Genomic DNA, 19,569 nt, shown 5'->3' with positions numbered 1-19,569 from the left:
TTATTTGCAATACATTAATGAGATTCATCTAAAGCAATACTTTCCTGTTCTTTTTCTTCAGACTCTATCTTTTTCGGATTCGCTACTTTTGCAATGGTAAGTCCCTGAACAATAATAGAGAAAACAACTACACAATAAGTAATACTTAAAATAATTTCGCTGTATTCACTTTTGGGAATAGACATCGCCAAAGCAATGGAAACGCCACCACGAATTCCGCCCCAAACCAATACTTTTACGGTTTGCGGACTGAATCGGGTTCTTAAAGACATAAATTTCGTTGGTCCCCAGATGGAAATAAATCTTGCAATCAAAACAACAACAATAGCCAACAATCCCGGGATCATAAAGTGTTTCAGATCTTTGATCATTAAGAGCTCAAAACCAATAAACAGGAACAATACCGCGTTCAGAATTTCATCGATAAGCTCCCAAAACTTGATCAGATAATCCTGAGTTATAGACTTCATTTTAAATTTCACATTAAAATTCCCCATGAATAATCCCGCTGCAACCATCGTCAAAGGTCCTGAAATATGCATCTGTCTGGCAATAAGATACCCTCCCATTACCACAGAAAGTGTTACCAAAACGGAAATAATATAATCATCAACCTCTCTCATCAGCCTGGACGTTACCCAACCTAGCAAAACTCCCAATAACAATCCTCCTCCGGCTTCTTTCATGAGTAAAAGTCCTATATTCTCAATTCCCAAATCCACTTCTTTTCCAACCGCCAATTGCAGTACAACGGTAAAAACAACGACTGCCATACCATCATTAAAAAGTGATTCTCCCGCAACTTTTGTTTCTAAGGATTTAGAAACATTGGCCTGCTTCAAAACACTTAAAACCGCCACAGGATCCGTAGGAGAAATCAGCGCTCCAAAAACGAGACAATAGATGAAGGGCATTTGTAATCCCACCAAAGGCAACAGATAGAACATTCCAAAACCAACAATAAAAGTAGAAATCACCACTCCTGCCGTGGAAAATATGACAACAGGCCGCAGTTGTTCTTTCAGGTCATTGATGTTAATATGGATTCCTCCTGCAAAAAGAAGGAAATTAAGCATAGCTCCCATCAGAACTTCCGTGAAATCAATGCTGTTCATCAGATTATTAAGATGTCCGAATGTTCTCGGAAGAAAGTTTTCTCCGAAAAAAACCAATATAATAGATACTACAATGGCGATTACCATGATCCCAATAGTACTTGGAAGTTTAAGAAAACGGTAATTAAGGTATGCAAATATTGATGCTAAAACGATTAAAGCTGAAAATGAATAATATAACTCCACTAAGCGGTTTTTATTTTTTAATGTTAATTGCCCAAATGCAGGACTTTGATATATATTTTATTGTCATCCTTCTCCCAGAGATCAAGCATTCCGTCTTTTACTTCTTTTGAGGTTCTCGTATAATCCGGACCGATATTCAGCATGTTCAACAAAATATATTCATCTCCAATAGTGTTGACATTGTATGCGGTTTTTTCAGTCTTTCCATCTCCCGAATTTTTCATCGCGTCTGCCAACAGCCTGAATTGGCTCAAATGATAAACAAAATTGTTCGCATCCTGCTTTGCATCATAAGAACGAAGCAAAATCAAAAGTACATCCAGATTAGTAGGATCTTTATAATAAAGCGTTTTTCCTAAGCTGATACTGTTTTCCCAATCCTTATTTTTAAAAGCTTCCGCCAGACTTTTAAATCTTTCATCTTCCGTCGAAATAATATCTCTGAAATTTCTTCCATAATAAAGATATTGTGCTTCTATACTGTCTGTAGATTTTGGCAGTCCTTGGAATTTGAATATAAGTTTTTCGTAATTGTAAGGAGACTTGGGATCTTTACTATTTTTCTCAATATTTTTAAAATCAATTTTCGATTTCTGACTAAACCCAGAAACCGAAAAGAGAAAGCAGTAAAGGAGAAAAATATATTTCATTAAGGTTGGTTTTCTTCCTCATCATTATCAAAATACTCAAAAAGGAAATCGTTGTAAGGGAATCTTGAGATGTGAATTTTCATCACCTCATCATAGATCATCTTTTTCATTTCCGGGAAGTTTTCTTTCGTTAAAGCCGAAATAAAAACCGTAGGATATTTTGATTTTGCCATCCAGGTGTTCCTCCATTCATCCAGAGAAATATTCTTTTTGGTTGAAGGAGTAAGATCATCTTCATCTTTCTTCTCATAGCTGAAATCATCAATTTTATTGAAAACCATAATCATCGGCTTCTGATGAGCATTGATCTCCATTAACGTTTGATTGACAGATTCTATATGATCTTCAAAGCTTTCGTGAGAAATATCTACCACATGAATCAACAGATCCGCTTCTCTTACCTCATCCAATGTTGATTTGAATGATTCTACAAGCTGGGTAGGCAATTTTCTGATAAATCCTACTGTATCCGTTAACAAAAACGGTAAATTTCCGATCACCACTTTTCTTACGGTAGTATCGAGCGTTGCAAACAATTTATTTTCAGCAAAAACCTCAGATTTAGACAAAGCATTCATTAAAGTGGATTTTCCCACGTTGGTATATCCAACCAAAGCAGCACGCACAACCTTTCCACGATTGTTTCGCTGGGTTGCCATCTGCTTGTCTATTGTTTTCAGTTTCTCTTTCAGCAATGAGATTCGGTCTCTAATGATACGTCTGTCGGTTTCAATTTCTGTTTCACCGGGACCTCTCATCCCGATACCTCCTTTCTGACGTTCCAAGTGAGTCCACATTCTGGTCAGTCGAGGCAAAAGATACTGATATTGCGCCAGTTCAACCTGGGTTCTTGCATAAGAAGTTTGTGCCCTTTGAGCAAAAATATCAAGAATAAGATTAGTTCTGTCTAAAATTTTGACTTCAATTTCTCTTTCCAGGTTCTTAAGCTGCGAAGGAGACAATTCGTCATCAAAGATTACCGTTCCTATTGCGTTTTCTTTTACGTATTCTTTTATTTCCTGAGCTTTTCCACTTCCAATGAAAGTTTTGGAATCGGGCTGTGTTAATTTTTGGGTGAAGCGTCTGTCTACCGTTCCTCCTGCAGTATAGGCCAAAAACTCCAGCTCATCCATATATTCCTGTAGTTTTTCTTCATCCTGATGCTGAGTAACCACTCCTACCAAAACTGCTTTTTCGTAATTATGTTCTTTCTTTTCTAGCATTAAATTCTATCTATGTTTATGAGATTTACAAGTTACCATTTTTTAAGAAAAAAAACAAAATGAATCTTTGAAGTCTTCATTCTTTACACGAATTTAAAATCAGAATATTATTGGTCCATGGAAAAGTCACCAATTTATTTTGTCAGCTTAAATGATATCTGAAGGTTTAAATCTTTTAAAAACCAGGGTTAAATCCTAATTATCAATGGTAATGACAGATTATTCCTGTTTCATATTTTCCAGTTGATTAATCCCAGTCTGATGCTACAAATTTCATCGTATTCCCTTTATCATCCGATAGTGTGAGAAAATGACCCTCCACTTTATATTTTGTCATGGATTCAAATTTCTTCTGAAACTCACTCTCTAATTCCATATTCTGACATGCTTTCATGGTAGAGATCAATCCTTTTATTTTTAAATTCCCATTGTTTTTAAATTCGGAAGAGAATGAAATATTGTTACATCCCATAAATGCCATAGCTTTAATTTTTCCTTTTTCCGATTTTCCGGTTAAATCAATTTTAGCTCTATAACTTACCAAATCAGATTTAGTAAAACGTCCAAAAGAAACCAACATCCATTCTCTCTGAATCTGATAATTCCGAGTGTTCATCTGTGTATTTTCCTTAGTTACAGAAGTACAATTCAACAATATCCCTAAAAATAAAACAGGTAAAACCGAAAATAATATTTTTTTCATAGGAAGCCTCCTCCCATTTTCATACCAATCCGGGACAGAATATCGTAAAAATTAGTAAATTAGCGACACAAAAATTATTTTATAAAATGAAAAGAATACTTCTACTATTCACTTTCTTATTGAGTTTTGCTCAAATGAGGGCCGATGAGGGGATGTGGCTCTTAATGCTCATCAAAAGACTTAATGGTGTTGACATGCAAAAAGAAGGTTTGCATTTGACTCCGGAAGAAATTTACTCAGTTAATAACTCCAGTTTAAAAGATGCTATCGTAAGTTTTGGTGGTTTCTGTACAGGAGAGATTGTTTCTGATAAAGGTCTTATTTTTACGAATCACCATTGTGGTTATGGCGCTGTTGCCGCTGCTTCTACTCCGGAAAAAGACTATTTAAAAAATGGTTTCTGGGCGATGAAACAGAAAGACGAATTTAATGCAAAAGATCTATATGTTAGATTTTTAGTTAGAATGGATGATGCTACACAAAGAATCAATTCTAAGCTAAACAATAAAATGACGGGAGCAGAGAGGAAAGCTGTTATTGATGCTGAAACAAAAGCAATTCAGTCTGAAAACTCTGAAAACGGAAAATATACGGTAGTCGTAAAAGATTTCTTCAACGGAAATGAATTCTATTATTTCGTATACCAAGATTATAAAGATATCAGATTAGTAGGTGCACCACCTTCAGCATTAGGAAAATTTGGTGGAGATACTGATAACTGGGAATGGCCAAGACATACTGCTGACTTCACTGTTTTCAGAGTATATGCAGATGCTGCGGGAAACCCTGCTGAGTTTTCTCCAAACAACGTTCCTTTAAAGCCTAAACATTTCTTACCGGTTTCTCTTAAAGGAGTAAAACCTGGTGATTTCTCTATGATTTTAGGATATCCTGGAAGAACCAACCGTTATTTAACATCTTACGGGATCCAGCAAATGGTAAATAAAGATTATCCGGCTTGGGTAGAAGCTTCTAAACTGGCAATGGATGTTATGAAGAAGTATATGGATAAAGATAAAGCAACTCAGCTGAATTATGCTTCTCAATATGCTTCTGTGGCAAACTACTGGAAAAACAGACAGGGAACTATAGACGCTGTTGACAAAAACGGAACAATCTCTGATAAGCAAAATATCGAGAAAACGTACAAAGTTTGGTCTATGCAGGCTGGAAACGAAGACTACGACGGAATTTTAGAAGATATCGACGCTTATTACAAGCAGGTTTCAGACAGAAATGTTGAAAGAAACTACGCTACACAGCTTACAAGAAATGCTAAATACATCAGTTTAGCTTTACAGGTAGGAAGTGTACTTAAAGCATATGCTGCTCAGGATATGGCAGGAAGACTTGCCATGAAAGCAAAAACAGAGGCTGCGATCAAAGCTGCTTATGAAAACTTCAACCCTTCTTTGGAAGGAGAAATGCTAAGCTCTATGGTAGCTCTTTACCAAGCAAGAGTAACGAATAAAAATGTAGCTTCTGCTACTATCTTAGGATTGGATGCTAAAAACCTTTCTAATGTAGCTTATTCTTCTATTTTTGCTAACAAAACATCGGCAACCAACTTCATTTTGAATCCTGATGCGTTGAAACTTGATGCAGATCAACTTTGGAAAATCGCAAACGGTGTTGTGGCAGACCAAAAACTGGTAGCTGAAAGCTATTCTAAAGTAGATGATAATTTCGCTAAAAACAATCGTCTATTCTTAGCAGGTCTTATGAAAGCTATGCCAGGAAAGAAATTCTATCCGGACGCTAACTCTACGATGAGATTGACTTACGGAACCGTAGATAAATTACCAATCAGAACAGACAGAAACTACTTCGGGATAACTGATAACTATTATACTGATATGACCGGTTTGGTAGGTAAATACAAAAAAGGAGATGAAGAGTTTGATCTTCCGCAAAGAGTGATCGACCTTTATAACCTAAAAGACTTCGGACAATATGCAGATGCTAAAGGATATATGCCTGTAAACTTCCTTTCAAACAATGATATTACGGGAGGTAACTCTGGTTCTCCGGTAATTGATGGAGACGGAAACCTTATCGGTATTGCTTTTGACGGAAACAGTGAAGCATTAAGCGGAGATATCGTTTTTGAACCGGAATGGCAAAAAACAATCAACGTAGACGTTCGTTTTGTTCTTTGGACAATCGACAAATATGCCGGAGCAAGAAGATTGGTTGACGAGCTAAAACTTGTAAGAGACGAAAATACACCTGCAGATACAAAAACAAAAAACTCAGGAACAACAAGTCTTCCTAAAAAAACTAAGAAAAAATAATCTTTTTTGATTATAATTTAAAAACCGTGAAATGTATGTTTCACGGTTTTCTTATTTTTGAATTAAACTTTAAAAACTTCAGATGGAAAATCAGACCGTGGAATTCAATGCCATTATTCAGCAAAACGGAGAAATGAACGCCGCTTTTGTAGAATTTCCTTTTTCTACAGCAGAACTGTTTAACAAAAAAGGACAGGTAAAAATAAAAGCTCTTTTTGATGACAAAGTAGAATATCGCGGAAGTCTGGTAAAAATGAAATCCGACTGTCATATTTTAGGCTTAACCCAAGAGATCAGAAAACAGTTAAACAAAACATTTGGCGACAGTGTATCTGTTTCTTTAAGGGAAGATAAAGAAGTACGAACGGTTGAAATAGCCGATGACATCTCCTCGATTTTTAATGAAAACCAGGAAGCTAAAACGATCTTCGACAAAATGAGCTATACCCACAGAAAAGAATACATACGCTGGATTGAAGAAGCCAAAAAACCTGAAACAAGGGAAAACAGAAAGATAAAAATGATTCAGATGATTTTGGAAGGCAAAAAAGGCGTTTAAACCTTCCAAAACTCACGATCAAGACTTCTATACTGTATCGCTTCGGAAATATGATGGGAAAGAATATTTTCCGATACCTCAAGATCAGCAATGGTTCTGGCTACTTTCAAAATTCTGTCGTATGCTCTTGCTGAAAGATTTAATTTTTCCATCGCCATTTTTATTAAGCCGAACGAAACCTCATCCAGCTCACAAAAATGTTCCAATTCTTTAGAACCCATTTGAGCATTATAGCTTATCGGCAACTCTTTATACCGTTCATTCTGAATTTCGCGTGCTTTAAGCACTCTTTTTCTTATCTCTTCACTTTTTTCACCTTTCCTTTTTTCCGCCAGTTGTTCAAACTCAACTTTCTGTACTTCAATATGAATATCAATTCTATCCAACAATGGCCCTGAAAGCTTATTCATATACCGCTGCATTTCAAAAACGGAAGACGTATTATTGGGATCATCAGGAAAAAAACCGCTCGGACTGGGATTCATCGAAGCAACAAGCATAAAACTCGAAGGATAGTTTACCGTAAATCTAGCTCTCGAAATCGTTACTTCCCGATCTTCCAACGGCTGCCTCATGACTTCCAGGACCGTGCGTTTAAATTCGGGCATTTCATCTAAAAATAGAACTCCGTTATGAGCCAGCGAAATTTCTCCCGGCTGCGGATAACTTCCGCCTCCGACCAAAGCAACGTCCGAAATTGTATGATGAGGTGACCGAAACGGGCGTACTGTCATCAATGAAGTTTCTGCACCCATTTTTCCCGCCACGGAATGTATTTTAGTTGTTTCCAGCGCTTCTTTCAAGGTTAAAGGAGGCAAAATACTGGGAACTCTTTTAGCCAGCATGGTTTTACCACTTCCGGGAGGACCAATTAAAATAATATTATGTCCTCCTGCTGCGGCAACTTCCATCGCTCTTTTAGCCGCTTCCTGCCCTTTTACTTCTGAAAAATCAAATGGGAACAGATTGATTTTGTCCTGAAATTCTTTTCGGGTATCTAAAACTGTTTTTTCCAAAATTTTTCCTTCATTAAAAAAATCAATGACTTCTTTTATATTTTCCACACCATATACATCCAGATTATTTACAATGGCTGCTTCACGTGTATTTTGTTTGGGAAGTATGATTCCTTTAAAGCCTTCTTCTCGTGCCTGGATCGCTATAGGCAACACTCCTTTTATAGGCTGCAAACTGCCATCCAGAGATAACTCTCCCATAATAATATAATCCTGAATGTTTTCGGCAAGAATCTGATCAGACGCGGCTAAAATTCCGATAGCAATACTGAGATCGTAAGCAGAACCTTCTTTACGAAGATCTGCAGGAGCCATATTAATGGTAATCTTTTTTCCGGGGATTTTGTAGCCTACATTTTTTAAAGCAGCCGAAATTCTATAGGTGCTTTCTTTAATGGCATTATCGGCAAGACCAACCAAATGATAGCCTATTCCACCTGTATCTACATTTACCTCAATGGTAATAGTTTGAGCTGCAACTCCATGAATTGCGCTTCCATAAATTTTAATCAGCATGTTTGTGTTTTAATGTAAATGTAAAAATATTTTACCGATTTATCATATGATTCAAATTATTTTTTGAACACTACTGAAGATTTAACTATTTTATTCTCAGCAGCATTCAACAATAAAGCGGCACAAATTTTTGTACCGCCTCCAACTAACTATTTGAAAAAACCATTCTCTAAGCTCAGAGATTTTATTTTTTGATAAACTTATTTTTGTATGTTTTTCCTGCCATACTTTTAGAAACAACCATATAAGTTCCCGCAGATAAAGCATTCACATCAATAGCCTGCGTGTAGTTGTGATCTTTTTTTTGCAATACCAGTCTTCCGGACATATCTATAATGGAAACTTCAGTATATTTTTCCGATTCTTTTCCTATATATAAAAACTGAGTGGCCGGGTTAGGATAAATACTCAAATTATTTTCTTTAGGTTTTATCTCTCCAGTTCCTAAATTACAGAAACTCCAACTTCCGAAATTAAGCTGTATAAATGCCGCATCACTTAGCATTTCACACATATCCGGACAATATTCCGTACAGGCGTAAAACCCATATTTCCCGGATGTCGTTGCAGTATATGAATCTCCTGTAGCCCCGTTAATAATGCACGGATCTGTAGGTGATGGAGGATTGCTTCCTGGAACACATTTAAACCATGTATGGAGACCATACACAGCAGGAAATCCATTCTCAAAAACCACTGATGCTCCCGAACAAACGTTATATTCTCCGGGTGCAATTTCTTCGTAAGTTCCGGGTGTAAAATTGGCCATCAGGAATGGCAGACCATAAGCATATCCATCCGCTAAGATCGGATCACTTTCTGCTGAACAATCATTTCCTGAAACTTGTACTTTAAAATAGTAAAGCATATCTGCAGATCCATTGATCACCAAAGATTGTGAGGTCGCTCCGGGAATCGCTATCCAAGGATTTGGATTAGGTGTTTGCCAATCCCACATCTGCTTATACCATTGATAACTTCCATAGGTTTGAGTGGTCGATAATGTTTCGGTTTCCGTTGTACAAAACACAACTTTATCTTGAAACAAGGTTCCCAATCTCGGACTTGTAATAGTCGGTGTACATTGCTGCGATTTTACATTAAAAAAACAGGAAAACAGTACTGTTAAAAAGATTAATTTTAATTTCATATATATAATATTTAATGAGTTTCATCAATATTTTCCCATAAAAATTAGACGCAATTCTTTAGGAGCTATACTTTTATAGTTCTTCCGTTTAATGATTGATATGAGATATTATTTAGTCTATGATCAGTCTGATTCCGAACTTTACGTTGAAATTCAGAGGCTTTTCTTTATAAATGGTTTGTAATGAGCTGTTATCCTTAAAATGGTAACTCACTCCCGGTTCAGCATAAATTCCAATATTTTTTATGACTTTCAATTGCAGTCCGGCCGCTGCATTTACCGATATTTGAACAGGCTTTTCATCAATTTCTTCTTTGGTTATTTCTTTCACAGTTCCATCAACGATATATTTAGTTTTGAGATCTCCCGAAACTGCTTTTTCGATCAATCCCCCTCCTGTAAGATATCCTGTAAATGCTCCCTTTTGGATTACACTATAATTTACCTGCACCGGAACTCCCACATAATGAATACTTTGTTCACTGCTTATAAAATTTGATCCGCTTCCGGAAGTAAGCTCCGATGAAAGCTTTGTATAATTCACCCCTGTACCCAGTGACCATTTTTTACCTATTCGTTTAGAAACAGAAGCTCCAAAAGTAACCGGGGTTTTATGCTTAATTTTTGCATCCACCTTTTTATCCTGATTCGCCAGTAAAATTGCCATTAAAGGATTTTCTTCATATCCTGAGGTCCACATTTCCGGTAAGCTCAGTGTAGCTCCGTTTAATGTTGCATATCCTGGAAATTGCTCCGTTGAACTGGAAGAGGCGTTTCCTGCAAGTAATCCTATCGTCCAGGATCTTTTGTTTTTATTCTTTGCAAGTTTTGCTTTTTCAGCCTCTTTTAAAGTTTGCTTTTTTTCTCTCTCTTCTTTTGTAAGAAGCTCATACATTTCAGTATCTTCAGTTACCGACTTTATTTCAGTATTTTTATTCTGTTCCGGAGAAACGGTTTTTACATATTGATTTTTATTGTCATCCCAATTGTGTATTGTGCTTTCAATAATTTTCCCTGCTTGTGATTTTTCTATTTTATTTGAACTCTTATTCCAGTTTCTTAATACTAAATTATGCTTCAAATTACCCGTATTTTTTGTCTTTTCCAAAGTCTTTCCCTCAGATTGCTTAACAGAAGAGATCATCTTCGAAGAATTTCCTTTCACCTGAACAACATTTGTGGCTTCCCTTTTATCGTTTAAAAAAAGTAGCCTGCCCACAATAAAGAACAAGACAACAACCGCGGCAGCACCATAGATACGATAAAGTAGAGGGGTATGATGTATTGCTGAACCGGCTTTATCCTTCGCTTTCAGATCATCACTCATTATAACAGGAATAATATTCTCCGTCTTATCTTCCACAAACAATTCGTTTCTTATATCATCCCACAATCCATCAGGAACATCTTCTGTATGATCCTCCATTTTTCTGCGCAAATCATTTAGCCATTCGTTATTACTCATAGTGCGCTGTTTTAGACATTGTATATTCTTTTATTTTCTGGGCAAGCATTGTTTTTGCTCTATGAAACTGCGAGGCGGAAGAATTTTCTGCTATTCCCAACATTTCTGCAATTTCTTTATGGCTTTTCTTCTCAAAAACAAAAAGGTTAAAAACCGTTCTGTAACCATCCGGAAGAGACCGAATCATCGTCATGATCATATCTTGCGAAATTTCTTCCAGATTGGGATCTTCATCATTTTGCTCATCTGCAATTTCAAAATCTTCTGAAACCGTTTTTAAATCGGGGTTTCTTTTTAAATGCTTTAAAGATTCCGTAACTACAATTCTGGTAATCCAGGCTTTCAAAGAGCCATTTCCTCTGTATTCAAAAGAATCAATCGCACGGAACATTTGTATAAAACTATTCTGAAGTACGTCATGAACATCTTCCTTATCAATAATATACCGGGAACAGACATAGGAAAGACCACCCGAATACACTCCGAAAAGTTCTTTCCAGGCCGCTTCTTCTTTTTGCAAAAGGCGGGACACTAAAATCTGCTCCTTATTTTCTTCCATTTACTAATTCAATAGCTTCTCAGTTTACTTATTGATTTTCAGTAGGCAAAAATAGGCAACCTCAATTTGAGGCTTGCCTATTTCACAAATTATTCATTCTTCTAATTCTTAATACTAATCGGAATTTCATATTTTATAACTTCATAAGGAGTGAGATCAACTCCATCAACACTTATTTTTTCCGCTTCTAAACCAAATCTCATCGACCAGTCATATCCTACAAAAAAACCTTTTTGCTTTGTTATCAGTTTCACTAACGTATTTTTAATGGTTCCATCTACAGGAATCTGCAAAGTCAAACTTTTGGGCTCAAATGTTAATTCCACCACATTCTGATCTGCATTTAACTTTGAGCTATAATTTAGTTTATATTCAATTTTTCCTAAACTTGCGATCGCCGCATCAGCTTTTGCGGGATCTTTCACAACCGACTTTACGATTTCCTTCACGGGAAAATCTTTGAAGGTAATAAGGGTATCTTTCGCTGTAAAGTCAATAATTTTTTCATTGAACTTTCCTCCCTGCGAGGTCACCAGTCTTGCTCTGTAACTCCCATTTACATCACTCAATTTCAGAGGAATCGGTTCATATTTATCATCATTACAAGACGTTAAGGAAAATCCTAGAAACGCAATAATCGCTATCATTAGAGATTTAAGTACTGTTAATTTCTTCATTCTTTTTAATTTTTTAGCATTACACATTATTCATTGGAGTACTCAATTATATAAATCCTGTTTTTAGGAAATCTTGCATGGAAATTGGTGAAAATTTACTTCATAAAACACAAAACACTGATTTTCAAACACTTTATTTTACATCTTCTTAATTTCTAAGTTTCATTATTTTAATACATTTGTTAAAACATATTTTTTGAAATGGATTTCGAACAGATCAAATTACATTTGAAAGCCTATAAAGAAAACGACCAGGTAATTGACGCTGCAAAATATTTGCTCTATTCTTTTGATCTGGAACATGAAAACTTTGCCGGATTTGGATTACGTGAGGCTATTCCAAACCTAGTTCTTCTTACTACAGAAGGAGAATTGGGAGAACCGCAGAAAGTCATGATTCCTCCTAATTTATTTGACTTTGATCTGAATCTTATTCTCAACGTGGTTGCCCACGAAATGCTTCATGTAAGACAAAAATCTTCTATACATACTGTTGAGGACAAAAATGAAAGAGAATTTCAGGCATATTATGAGATGCTTTTCCATAAAAATTTTCCAAAAATCCCGGATGCGTCAGATTTTCATAAGAAAATTTTCGCCGACAAAGCATTCGAATATTACAAAAGAATGGAAGAGGGCTCCGTTTTGCAACAAAAATATGCCATACAAAAAACAGAAATAGAACAATTAATCAGTGTATTATCATGATCATAAAACCCGAAATTTCCTGGACAGATTTTGAAAAAATAGATATAAGATGCGGAACCATTATTTCAGCAAATGATTTTGAAAAGGCCAGAAACCCTTCCTATCAGCTGGAGATCGATTTTGGAGCATTAGGAATAAAAAAATCCTCAGCACAGATTACTACATTATATAAAAAAGAAGATCTGATCGGAAAACAGATTTTAGCGGTTGTTAACTTTCCAAAGAAACAGATTGCCAATTTTTTCAGTGAATGCCTCGTTTTGGGCGTCTATGGTGAAGATTTTAAAGATGTAACTCTTTTAACACCATCATTACCGGCAACAAACGGGATGCAGGTTGGCTAAACCCTTATTAAAAAGCAAACTTTATCATTTCAAAACAAAGAATGCCAATAATAAAATAAAACAAATGATAAAAACCATACCCTTAGAAAGAATCTTATTTATTGATATTGAAACCGTTCCGGGATTCGGCGCCTGGGAAGACATACCCGAAAACGAACAAATACTTTGGGATAAAAAGACAAGATTTCAGAGAAAAGATGAAATTTCAGCAGAAGAATTCTATTCCGAAAGAGCAGGAATTATGGCAGAATTTGGAAAAATCATCTGCATTAGCATCGGAATGCTCGAAAAAAATGACACTTTAAAAATAAAAAGTTTTGCCGGCGATGACGAAAAGAAAATATTGTTGGAATTTGGCGAAATATTCAATAGCACGAGATTAAGAGACGTCATTCTGTGTGCCCATAATGGTAAAGAATTTGATTTTCCCTGGATTGCGAGAAGATATTTAATCAATGGAATGCAGCCTCCTACTCCATTTCAGATGTACGGAAAAAAACCATGGGAAATCCCTCATATTGACACCATGGAACTCTGGAAGTTCGGAGATTATAAAAGCTTTATTTCACTGGAATTATTAGCGCATCTTTTCGGAATTCCCACACCTAAAGACGATATCGACGGCTCAATGGTTTCATCAATCTACTACATAGAGAAAGACTTGCAAAGAATAGTTGACTATTGTGAAAAAGATGTCTTAACTTTGGCGAATATTTTCCGGCGTATGCGTCAGGAAGATTTGTTGAAAAGGTATACCAATTTAGATTAAAAAATGAAATTTACAGACGATCAGATTGCTGACATCGGTGAAGAAATTATCAACGTCCTAAAAACAGTATATGATCCCGAAATTCCTGTAGACATCTACGAATTGGGGCTCGTTTATGACGTACAGATTTCTGATGATGCCGATGTGAAAATTATAATGACACTTACGACTCCGAACTGTCCTGTTGCAGAAACACTTCCTCAGGAAGTAAAAGATAAAGTAGCAGAAGTAGAAAACGTAAAAAGTGTCGATTTAGAGCTTACTTTCGAGCCAAGCTGGAACAAGGATATGATGAGTGAGGAAGCGAAATTTGAGCTGGGAATGCTTTAAATTCGGATTAAAATAAAACAGGCTGCCAATTTTGACAGCCTTTTATTTTATCTTTTTTGAACTGAACATCTCCTGTCATTCTGAATAAAGCTAAAGCGCAATGAAGAATCTATTATAATATGCTAGATTCTTCCTTTGTCAGAATGATACAGACAGTGTTAAATTTCTTTTGCGATTTCTTTCCCTTCTCTTCTGCTCCACTCACTCCACGAACCTACATATAAATTTGGTATTTTAAAACCTGCATAATCCAACGCTAAAATGGTATGACATGCAGTCACTCCGGAACCGCAGTGAATGATCAGGTTTTCAGGTTTTCCTTCCAACAGTTTTAAATATTTATCTTTTAATATTTCAGGTTTCAGGAAATTTCCATTTTCATCCAGGTTTTCAGAAAAAGGAATATTGATTGCTCCCGGAATATGACCTGCAACTAAGTCGATCGGTTCCGATTCTCCATGATAACGGTATGCATCTCTTACATCGATTACCGTCGAGGAATGGTTTTTCAATTCATTTTCAACGGTTTCCAATACAGAAATTGGAAGAAGCCAATTATCTTTTTTAATGAATTCAGCCTTTTCAAAAGTTTCTTCCCCCGAAGAAAATTCCAAACCTTCTTTTTCAGCATTTTGGAATCCACCATCCAGAACCTGAACATTGTCAAACCCAAAAGATTTCAGCATCCACCAAGCTCTTGCAGCGGCATTTGAGCCATTTTTATCATCATAAACGACAAGATGAGCACCTTCAGAAACTCCAAGTTTGGAAAGTATTTCTGCAAATTTTTCAACAGTCGGAAGAGGATGCCTTCCGCCAAAAGCAGCATTTTTTCCAATGTCTGCTAAATCTTTATCCAAATCAATGAACCTTGCCCCTTTAATGTGTTTGTTCAAATAGTTTTGATAGACATCTTTTCCGACTCTTGAATCCAGTAGGATGAGATTTTCGGTTGGAAGATTTCTTAATTCTGAAGGAGTGATTATGGGTTTCATTTTGATGATTTTTGGTTTAAATTGTTTACTGCAGCCGATGGGTTTTGTTAATGTAGAAGCGGGCTTTAGCCCGCTTCTACATTATACTTTATTTGAGATCCTTCGCTTCGCTCAGGATGACATTCGTACTCATGAATATTTGACATTTTAAAAATGAAAAATATCTTTCGCTTTATTATAAGAACTTTCGAAGTTCAATAAATTCAACTTGTGATTTACTTTCTCTACACTCATAAAGTTAATTACCTGCTCAGTCGGCATATTTCCCACCAAATCGTCTTTCGCCATCGGGCAGCCTCCGATTCCTTTGATGGCACTGTCAAAACTTGTACAGCCTTTATCGTATGCCGCTTTTAATTTTGAATAAGAATCTTCATATCGGTTATGAAAATGCCCTCCAAAGTTAATTTCAGGATATTTAGATGGTATTTTTTCAAATAAAAGCGCTATGGTTTCCGGAGTTGCGACTCCCGTGGTATCAGAAAGTAAAATATCCTTTACCCCGATTTCTGAAAATCGCTGTGCCCAGAAGTCTACATCTTCCCATTTCCACATCTCTCCGTAGGGATTTCCAAAAGCCATCGAAAAATAAATGTTCAGCTGTCTGTTTTCACTTTTCACAAGCTCCAGCATTCTGATGATTTCGTTAAAGGCTTCTTCCTGATTTTTATTGGTATTTCTATGCTGGAAAGTTTCAGAAATAGAAAACGGGAAACCGATAATATCTACCGATTGGTGCTTCAATGCTTTTTCGGCACCTCTGTAATTGGCCACAATCGCAGAAACTTTCGTATTGGATCGGGATTTATCTATATTTTCAGCAACCTCATCAGAGTCAGCCATTTGAGGAATTGCTTTTGGAGATACAAAACTCAGACAGTCCAATACATCAAACCCAACATCCATTAAAGAGTTGATATAATCTATTTTTTTGTCGGTAGGGATAAATTCTCCCCAACCCTGCATTGCATCGCGCGGACATTCAGTAAGAAACATTTTTACGTTTAGGTTTTCTCAAATATAATAAAACTAAATAATTTCATCTAACAAACCTCCAAATTTAGCATTATTTTGATTGCCAAACACTTATAAATAATTTAAAATTTTAATAACTGATATATAATTTCAAATACATTATCCCAAGCAAAGATTTTACCTTTTTACTAAAAAAACTAACCTTAACTTTCATGTTAAACATAAAATATAAAAATCAACTTGTAGTTGATATAATTAAATTTCAATAACAATTTTCGTAAAGAAATTAAACCTTAAAATCGTTTTACAAAAAAAACTACAGAAAATCAACACGTTAAATTCATATTGTGAATTTAACGTGTTGATTTTTTCTTTTAAATAACGCTTACTCTATTTATAAAATTAATGTAATTATTTTTTAGAATAAAACCACATTCAAAATAAACACAAAACCCTGACAATCAAAACACAAAATAAAACTGTCATGGATAATAAATTTCGAATTCATGCTAACAACTAATCATTTTTTTGGGATTACGTTATCACCTTTTATCATCTTTAATGAATAAAAAAACACCTAGTAAATATGAAAAAAAAAATATCGATTCTTCTGTTCATTTTACTGAACATTTTTACATATGCACAGTCTCAAGTGTACGTAGATGTTTTAGCTGGGCATAAAGGTCTCACTTCTGAATTTTTCTTTTTAGAACCTATTGATAAAGCCAACAAATGGAGTATTATTTCACGAAGCGAAATGCATCTTCCTGAATATGAGACAGAACACCCACAATTTATTAATTATAATATTCTCTCTTATAACATTATAAAAAATTTCGGAATTACAGCCGGAACTTACGCTTCATCGGCTTACCCTTTCAGTGCAAGACTTGGACTTGGGTATTTAAAGGAAAACGAAATTTTTTTGGTTTATGCCAATATTTCAAGTGCTGTAACTAAAGATCCTGATGCACAAATCATGCTTATTCTGGGATATTTGCCCGAAATCAGTGAAAACTGGAGGCTCGTTTTTCGTACAGAATTAAGAACAGCCATCAATTATAAACACGGTCATGCATTTAGTACACAACAGCTGAAATTAGGTTTACAATGCAAGGAAAAAGTAGGTTTTGGTATCGGAGCTGAACTGGAACAACACGGTCGTGGAGAACACCTGGAGCATGAATTCAATATTGGTCCTTTCGTACGACTTAATTTTTAATATTTACCTTTATGAAACTATCATACAACAAACTTGCTGGGCAAAGTGCAGGACGACTTGACGCAATTAGCGATGCTGTTTTCGGAGTTGCCATGACCCTTTTAGTCCTGGAAATAAAAGTGCCGGAATTTGAAGGAAATATTACCGAAATGGAACTTTCTCATTCCTTTTTTGCTTTGATGCCTAAGTTTTTAGTGTATTTTCTAAGCTTCATGACCGCCGGAATATTCTGGACGGGGCAATCTGCACAATTCAGACATATTAAGGGAAGTGACCGTAATTTAAACTGGATCAATCTATTGTTTTTATTATTTGTTTCTACCCTTCCTTTTTCGACGGCGTTTTTAGGAGATCATATCAATTTTAAATTTTCAATTATTCTGTATTGGTTCAACATCTTTTTAATGGGATTAATGCTTTATATCAATTGGCATTATTCTTATAAACATAACTTCATTAATGAAGAGACAGTAAACGATGTATATACTCCCATCAGGAAAAGGATTATTTACGCACAGGCTCTTTATTTTACAGGAGCTTTATTATGCTTTATCAATCCTTATTTAAGCATTGCTTTCATTATTGCTGTACAGCTCAATTATGCATTTGCATTTTTTGGAAATAAAAAATAAGCAGATTTAATTTCATCATCATTAAAGCTAATTTTATGAATAATTTAATGCTGTATTAACCCAATGATGGATATAGTCAGCAAATTTTGTTTGGAATAACAATCCTGTTCAAAAACTTTTAATTATTTTTGGCGTGTGTAAGTTGACCTTATTGATATCTGATTTCATCAAAGGTATAATTTGCACTATTTTTAATTACAATATCTGATAAGTATTATGGAATTCAATCAATTGTGGAAAGAAAAGTTACTGAACCGTTTTCTTAATTACGTAAAAATATACTCAACAAGTGACGCAGAAAGCGAAACAACCCCTTCTACGGAAAGACAGTGGGATATCGCAAAATACATTACTGAAGAGCTTAAAACGATCGGTCTTGAAGAGGTTTCGATTGATGACAACGGTTATATCATGGGATATGTTCCTTCAAATCTCGACAATGATAACAAACCTACCATTGGATTTATTTCGCATTATGATACTTCACCGGATTTCAGCGGTGAAAATGTAAAACCTCAGGTTTGGGAAAATTATGATGGCAATGACCTGCTTTTAAATCAGGAAACAGGTTTCAAGCTATCTCCTTCAAAATTTGAAAGTTTAAAAAAATATATCGGTCAAACATTGATCACTACTGACGGAACAACACTTTTGGGTGCCGATGACAAAGCAGGTTGTGCAGAAATCGTTACAGCTGCTGAATATTTAATAGCTCATCCGGAAATCAAGCACGGAAGAATAGCCGTTGGATTTACTCCTGATGAAGAAATCGGAAGAGGGGCTCATAAATTTGATGTTGCTAAGTTCGGAGCCGAATTCGCTTATACCATGGATGGTGGAGAAGTGGGAGAACTGGAATATGAAAACTTCAATGCTGCAGGTGCGGTAGTGAAAATCCACGGATTGAGCGTTCATCCAGGTTATGCATATGGAAAAATGATTAATGCCGCTTTATTGGCTTCTGAATTTGTTCAACTGCTTCCGGCTAACGAAACGCCGGCTACAACAAAAGGTTTTGATGGATTCTACCACTTAATGGACTTAAATGCAGATATTTCTGAAGCTAAATTACAATATATCATCCGTGACCACGATGCCGATAAATTTGAAGCAAGAAAGAAATTCATGGAAGAAAAAGTAGCTGAATTCAATCAAAAGCACGGCGAAGGAACTGCCGAAGTTGAGATTAAAGAACAGTACAGAAACATGAAGCAGCAATTTGAAGGAAAAATGCACATCATCGATTTGGCAGCAGCAGCGATGAAGGAAGCTGGAATAGAGCCTAAAATTAAAGCGATCCGAGGAGGAACAGACGGAGCGCAATTGTCTTATATGGGATTGCCTTGTCCGAATATTTTTGCAGGAGGAATCAATTTCCACGGACCTTACGAATATGTTGCTTTGGAAAGTATGGAAAAAGCAATGGAAGTTATTTTGAATATTGCGAAAGCATAAAGTTTATTATAAAAATATTGAAACCC

Annotated in this window: 20 protein-coding genes; 9 read left to right on the top strand and 11 right to left on the bottom strand. The window is 35.7% G+C overall.

Annotated features, from left to right (window positions below):
* Nucleotides 1-14 precede the first annotated feature (14 nt).
* The 4 genes from P0Y62_13920 to P0Y62_13905 all read right to left on the bottom strand — a co-directional run bounded on the left by P0Y62_13920 (nucleotide 15) and on the right by P0Y62_13905 (nucleotide 3,877).
* Entirely contained in the window at nucleotides 15-1,301 is a 1,287-nt protein-coding gene (locus tag P0Y62_13920; GenBank protein ID WEK68938.1) for a sodium:proton antiporter, read from the bottom strand.
* Between the two features lie 23 nt (nucleotides 1,302-1,324).
* Nucleotides 1,325-1,951 carry a DUF4919 domain-containing protein gene (locus tag P0Y62_13915; GenBank protein ID WEK68937.1) on the bottom strand — a complete coding sequence of 209 codons (627 nt, stop codon included), beginning with the start codon at nucleotides 1,949-1,951 and terminating at the stop codon, nucleotides 1,325-1,327.
* Entirely contained in the window at nucleotides 1,951-3,174 is a 1,224-nt protein-coding gene (gene hflX / locus P0Y62_13910) for a GTPase HflX (protein ID WEK68936.1), read from the bottom strand. Before hflX ends, P0Y62_13915 begins: the two co-directional genes overlap by 1 nt.
* Nucleotides 3,175-3,421: 247 nt before the next feature.
* On the bottom strand, nucleotides 3,422-3,877 hold the full coding sequence (locus P0Y62_13905) for an META domain-containing protein (protein ID WEK68935.1): 456 nt from the start codon (nucleotides 3,875-3,877) through the stop codon (nucleotides 3,422-3,424).
* Nucleotides 3,878-3,963: 86 nt separating this feature from the next.
* Between P0Y62_13905 and P0Y62_13900 the strand changes: the two genes are divergently transcribed.
* Entirely contained in the window at nucleotides 3,964-6,171 is a 2,208-nt protein-coding gene (locus P0Y62_13900; protein ID WEK68934.1) for a S46 family peptidase, read from the top strand.
* Between the two features lie 82 nt (nucleotides 6,172-6,253).
* Entirely contained in the window at nucleotides 6,254-6,730 is a 477-nt protein-coding gene (locus P0Y62_13895; protein ID WEK68933.1) for a YdeI/OmpD-associated family protein, read from the top strand.
* Here P0Y62_13895 and P0Y62_13890 read toward each other — a convergent pair.
* The 5 genes from P0Y62_13890 to P0Y62_13870 form a co-directional block, all read right to left on the bottom strand.
* A complete protein-coding gene (locus P0Y62_13890; GenBank protein ID WEK68932.1) occupies nucleotides 6,727-8,262 on the bottom strand; it encodes a YifB family Mg chelatase-like AAA ATPase in 1,536 nt (511 codons plus the stop codon). The genes P0Y62_13895 and P0Y62_13890 overlap by 4 nt on opposite strands.
* A gap of 184 nt (nucleotides 8,263-8,446) precedes the next feature.
* Nucleotides 8,447-9,412, bottom strand: coding sequence for a T9SS type A sorting domain-containing protein (locus P0Y62_13885; GenBank protein ID WEK68931.1), 966 nt, complete (start codon nucleotides 9,410-9,412; stop codon nucleotides 8,447-8,449).
* Between the two features lie 112 nt (nucleotides 9,413-9,524).
* Entirely contained in the window at nucleotides 9,525-10,877 is a 1,353-nt protein-coding gene (locus tag P0Y62_13880; GenBank protein ID WEK68930.1) for an outer membrane beta-barrel protein, read from the bottom strand.
* Nucleotides 10,870-11,436: a sigma-70 family RNA polymerase sigma factor gene (locus tag P0Y62_13875; protein WEK68929.1), complete on the bottom strand. Its 567-nt coding sequence runs from the start codon at nucleotides 11,434-11,436 to the stop codon at nucleotides 10,870-10,872. Before P0Y62_13875 ends, P0Y62_13880 begins: the two co-directional genes overlap by 8 nt.
* Nucleotides 11,437-11,537: 101 nt before the next feature.
* Nucleotides 11,538-12,113, bottom strand: a complete 576-nt coding sequence (locus tag P0Y62_13870) for a DUF4840 domain-containing protein (GenBank protein ID WEK68928.1) — start codon at nucleotides 12,111-12,113, stop codon at nucleotides 11,538-11,540.
* A 201-nt stretch (nucleotides 12,114-12,314) separates the two neighbouring features.
* Here P0Y62_13870 and P0Y62_13865 point away from each other — a divergent pair, with 201 nt between their 5' ends.
* The 4 genes from P0Y62_13865 (at nucleotide 12,315) to P0Y62_13850 (ending at nucleotide 14,264) form a co-directional block, all read left to right on the top strand.
* On the top strand, nucleotides 12,315-12,821 hold the full coding sequence (locus P0Y62_13865) for a hypothetical protein (protein WEK68927.1): 507 nt from the start codon (nucleotides 12,315-12,317) through the stop codon (nucleotides 12,819-12,821).
* Nucleotides 12,818-13,165 carry a tRNA-binding protein gene (locus P0Y62_13860; protein WEK68926.1) on the top strand — a complete coding sequence of 116 codons (348 nt, stop codon included), beginning with the start codon at nucleotides 12,818-12,820 and terminating at the stop codon, nucleotides 13,163-13,165. Before P0Y62_13865 ends, P0Y62_13860 begins: the two co-directional genes overlap by 4 nt.
* A gap of 64 nt (nucleotides 13,166-13,229) precedes the next feature.
* Nucleotides 13,230-13,934, top strand: a complete 705-nt coding sequence (locus tag P0Y62_13855) for a 3'-5' exonuclease (GenBank protein WEK68925.1) — start codon at nucleotides 13,230-13,232, stop codon at nucleotides 13,932-13,934.
* A 3-nt stretch (nucleotides 13,935-13,937) separates the two neighbouring features.
* Entirely contained in the window at nucleotides 13,938-14,264 is a 327-nt protein-coding gene (locus P0Y62_13850) for an SUF system Fe-S cluster assembly protein (protein ID WEK68924.1), read from the top strand.
* Nucleotides 14,265-14,422: 158 nt separating this feature from the next.
* Here P0Y62_13850 and P0Y62_13845 read toward each other — a convergent pair whose 3' ends face one another.
* Nucleotides 14,423-15,259 carry a sulfurtransferase gene (locus P0Y62_13845; GenBank protein ID WEK68923.1) on the bottom strand — a complete coding sequence of 279 codons (837 nt, stop codon included), beginning with the start codon at nucleotides 15,257-15,259 and terminating at the stop codon, nucleotides 14,423-14,425.
* Between the two features lie 147 nt (nucleotides 15,260-15,406).
* The gene (locus tag P0Y62_13840) at nucleotides 15,407-16,255 is read right to left on the bottom strand and encodes a hydroxymethylglutaryl-CoA lyase (GenBank protein ID WEK68922.1); all 849 of its coding nucleotides are present in this window, start codon (nucleotides 16,253-16,255) and stop codon (nucleotides 15,407-15,409) included.
* A 565-nt stretch (nucleotides 16,256-16,820) separates the two neighbouring features.
* Between P0Y62_13840 and P0Y62_13835 the strand changes: the two genes are divergently transcribed.
* The 3 genes from P0Y62_13835 to pepT all read left to right on the top strand — a co-directional run bounded on the left by P0Y62_13835 (nucleotide 16,821) and on the right by pepT (nucleotide 19,543).
* Nucleotides 16,821-17,456 (top strand): hypothetical protein, encoded by a 636-nt coding sequence (locus P0Y62_13835; protein ID WEK68921.1) that lies wholly within the window; start codon nucleotides 16,821-16,823, stop codon nucleotides 17,454-17,456.
* Between the two features lie 11 nt (nucleotides 17,457-17,467).
* Nucleotides 17,468-18,088 (top strand): TMEM175 family protein, encoded by a 621-nt coding sequence (locus P0Y62_13830; GenBank protein WEK68920.1) that lies wholly within the window; start codon nucleotides 17,468-17,470, stop codon nucleotides 18,086-18,088.
* A 207-nt stretch (nucleotides 18,089-18,295) separates the two neighbouring features.
* On the top strand, nucleotides 18,296-19,543 hold the full coding sequence (gene pepT, locus P0Y62_13825) for a peptidase T (GenBank protein WEK71812.1): 1,248 nt from the start codon (nucleotides 18,296-18,298) through the stop codon (nucleotides 19,541-19,543).
* Nucleotides 19,544-19,569: the final 26 nt, after the last annotated feature.

The sequence above is a fragment of the Candidatus Chryseobacterium colombiense genome (assembly GCA_029203185.1).
GTDB lineage: Bacteria > Bacteroidota > Bacteroidia > Flavobacteriales > Weeksellaceae > Chryseobacterium > Chryseobacterium colombiense.
This window is presented reverse-complemented; position numbering and strand designations above follow the sequence as displayed.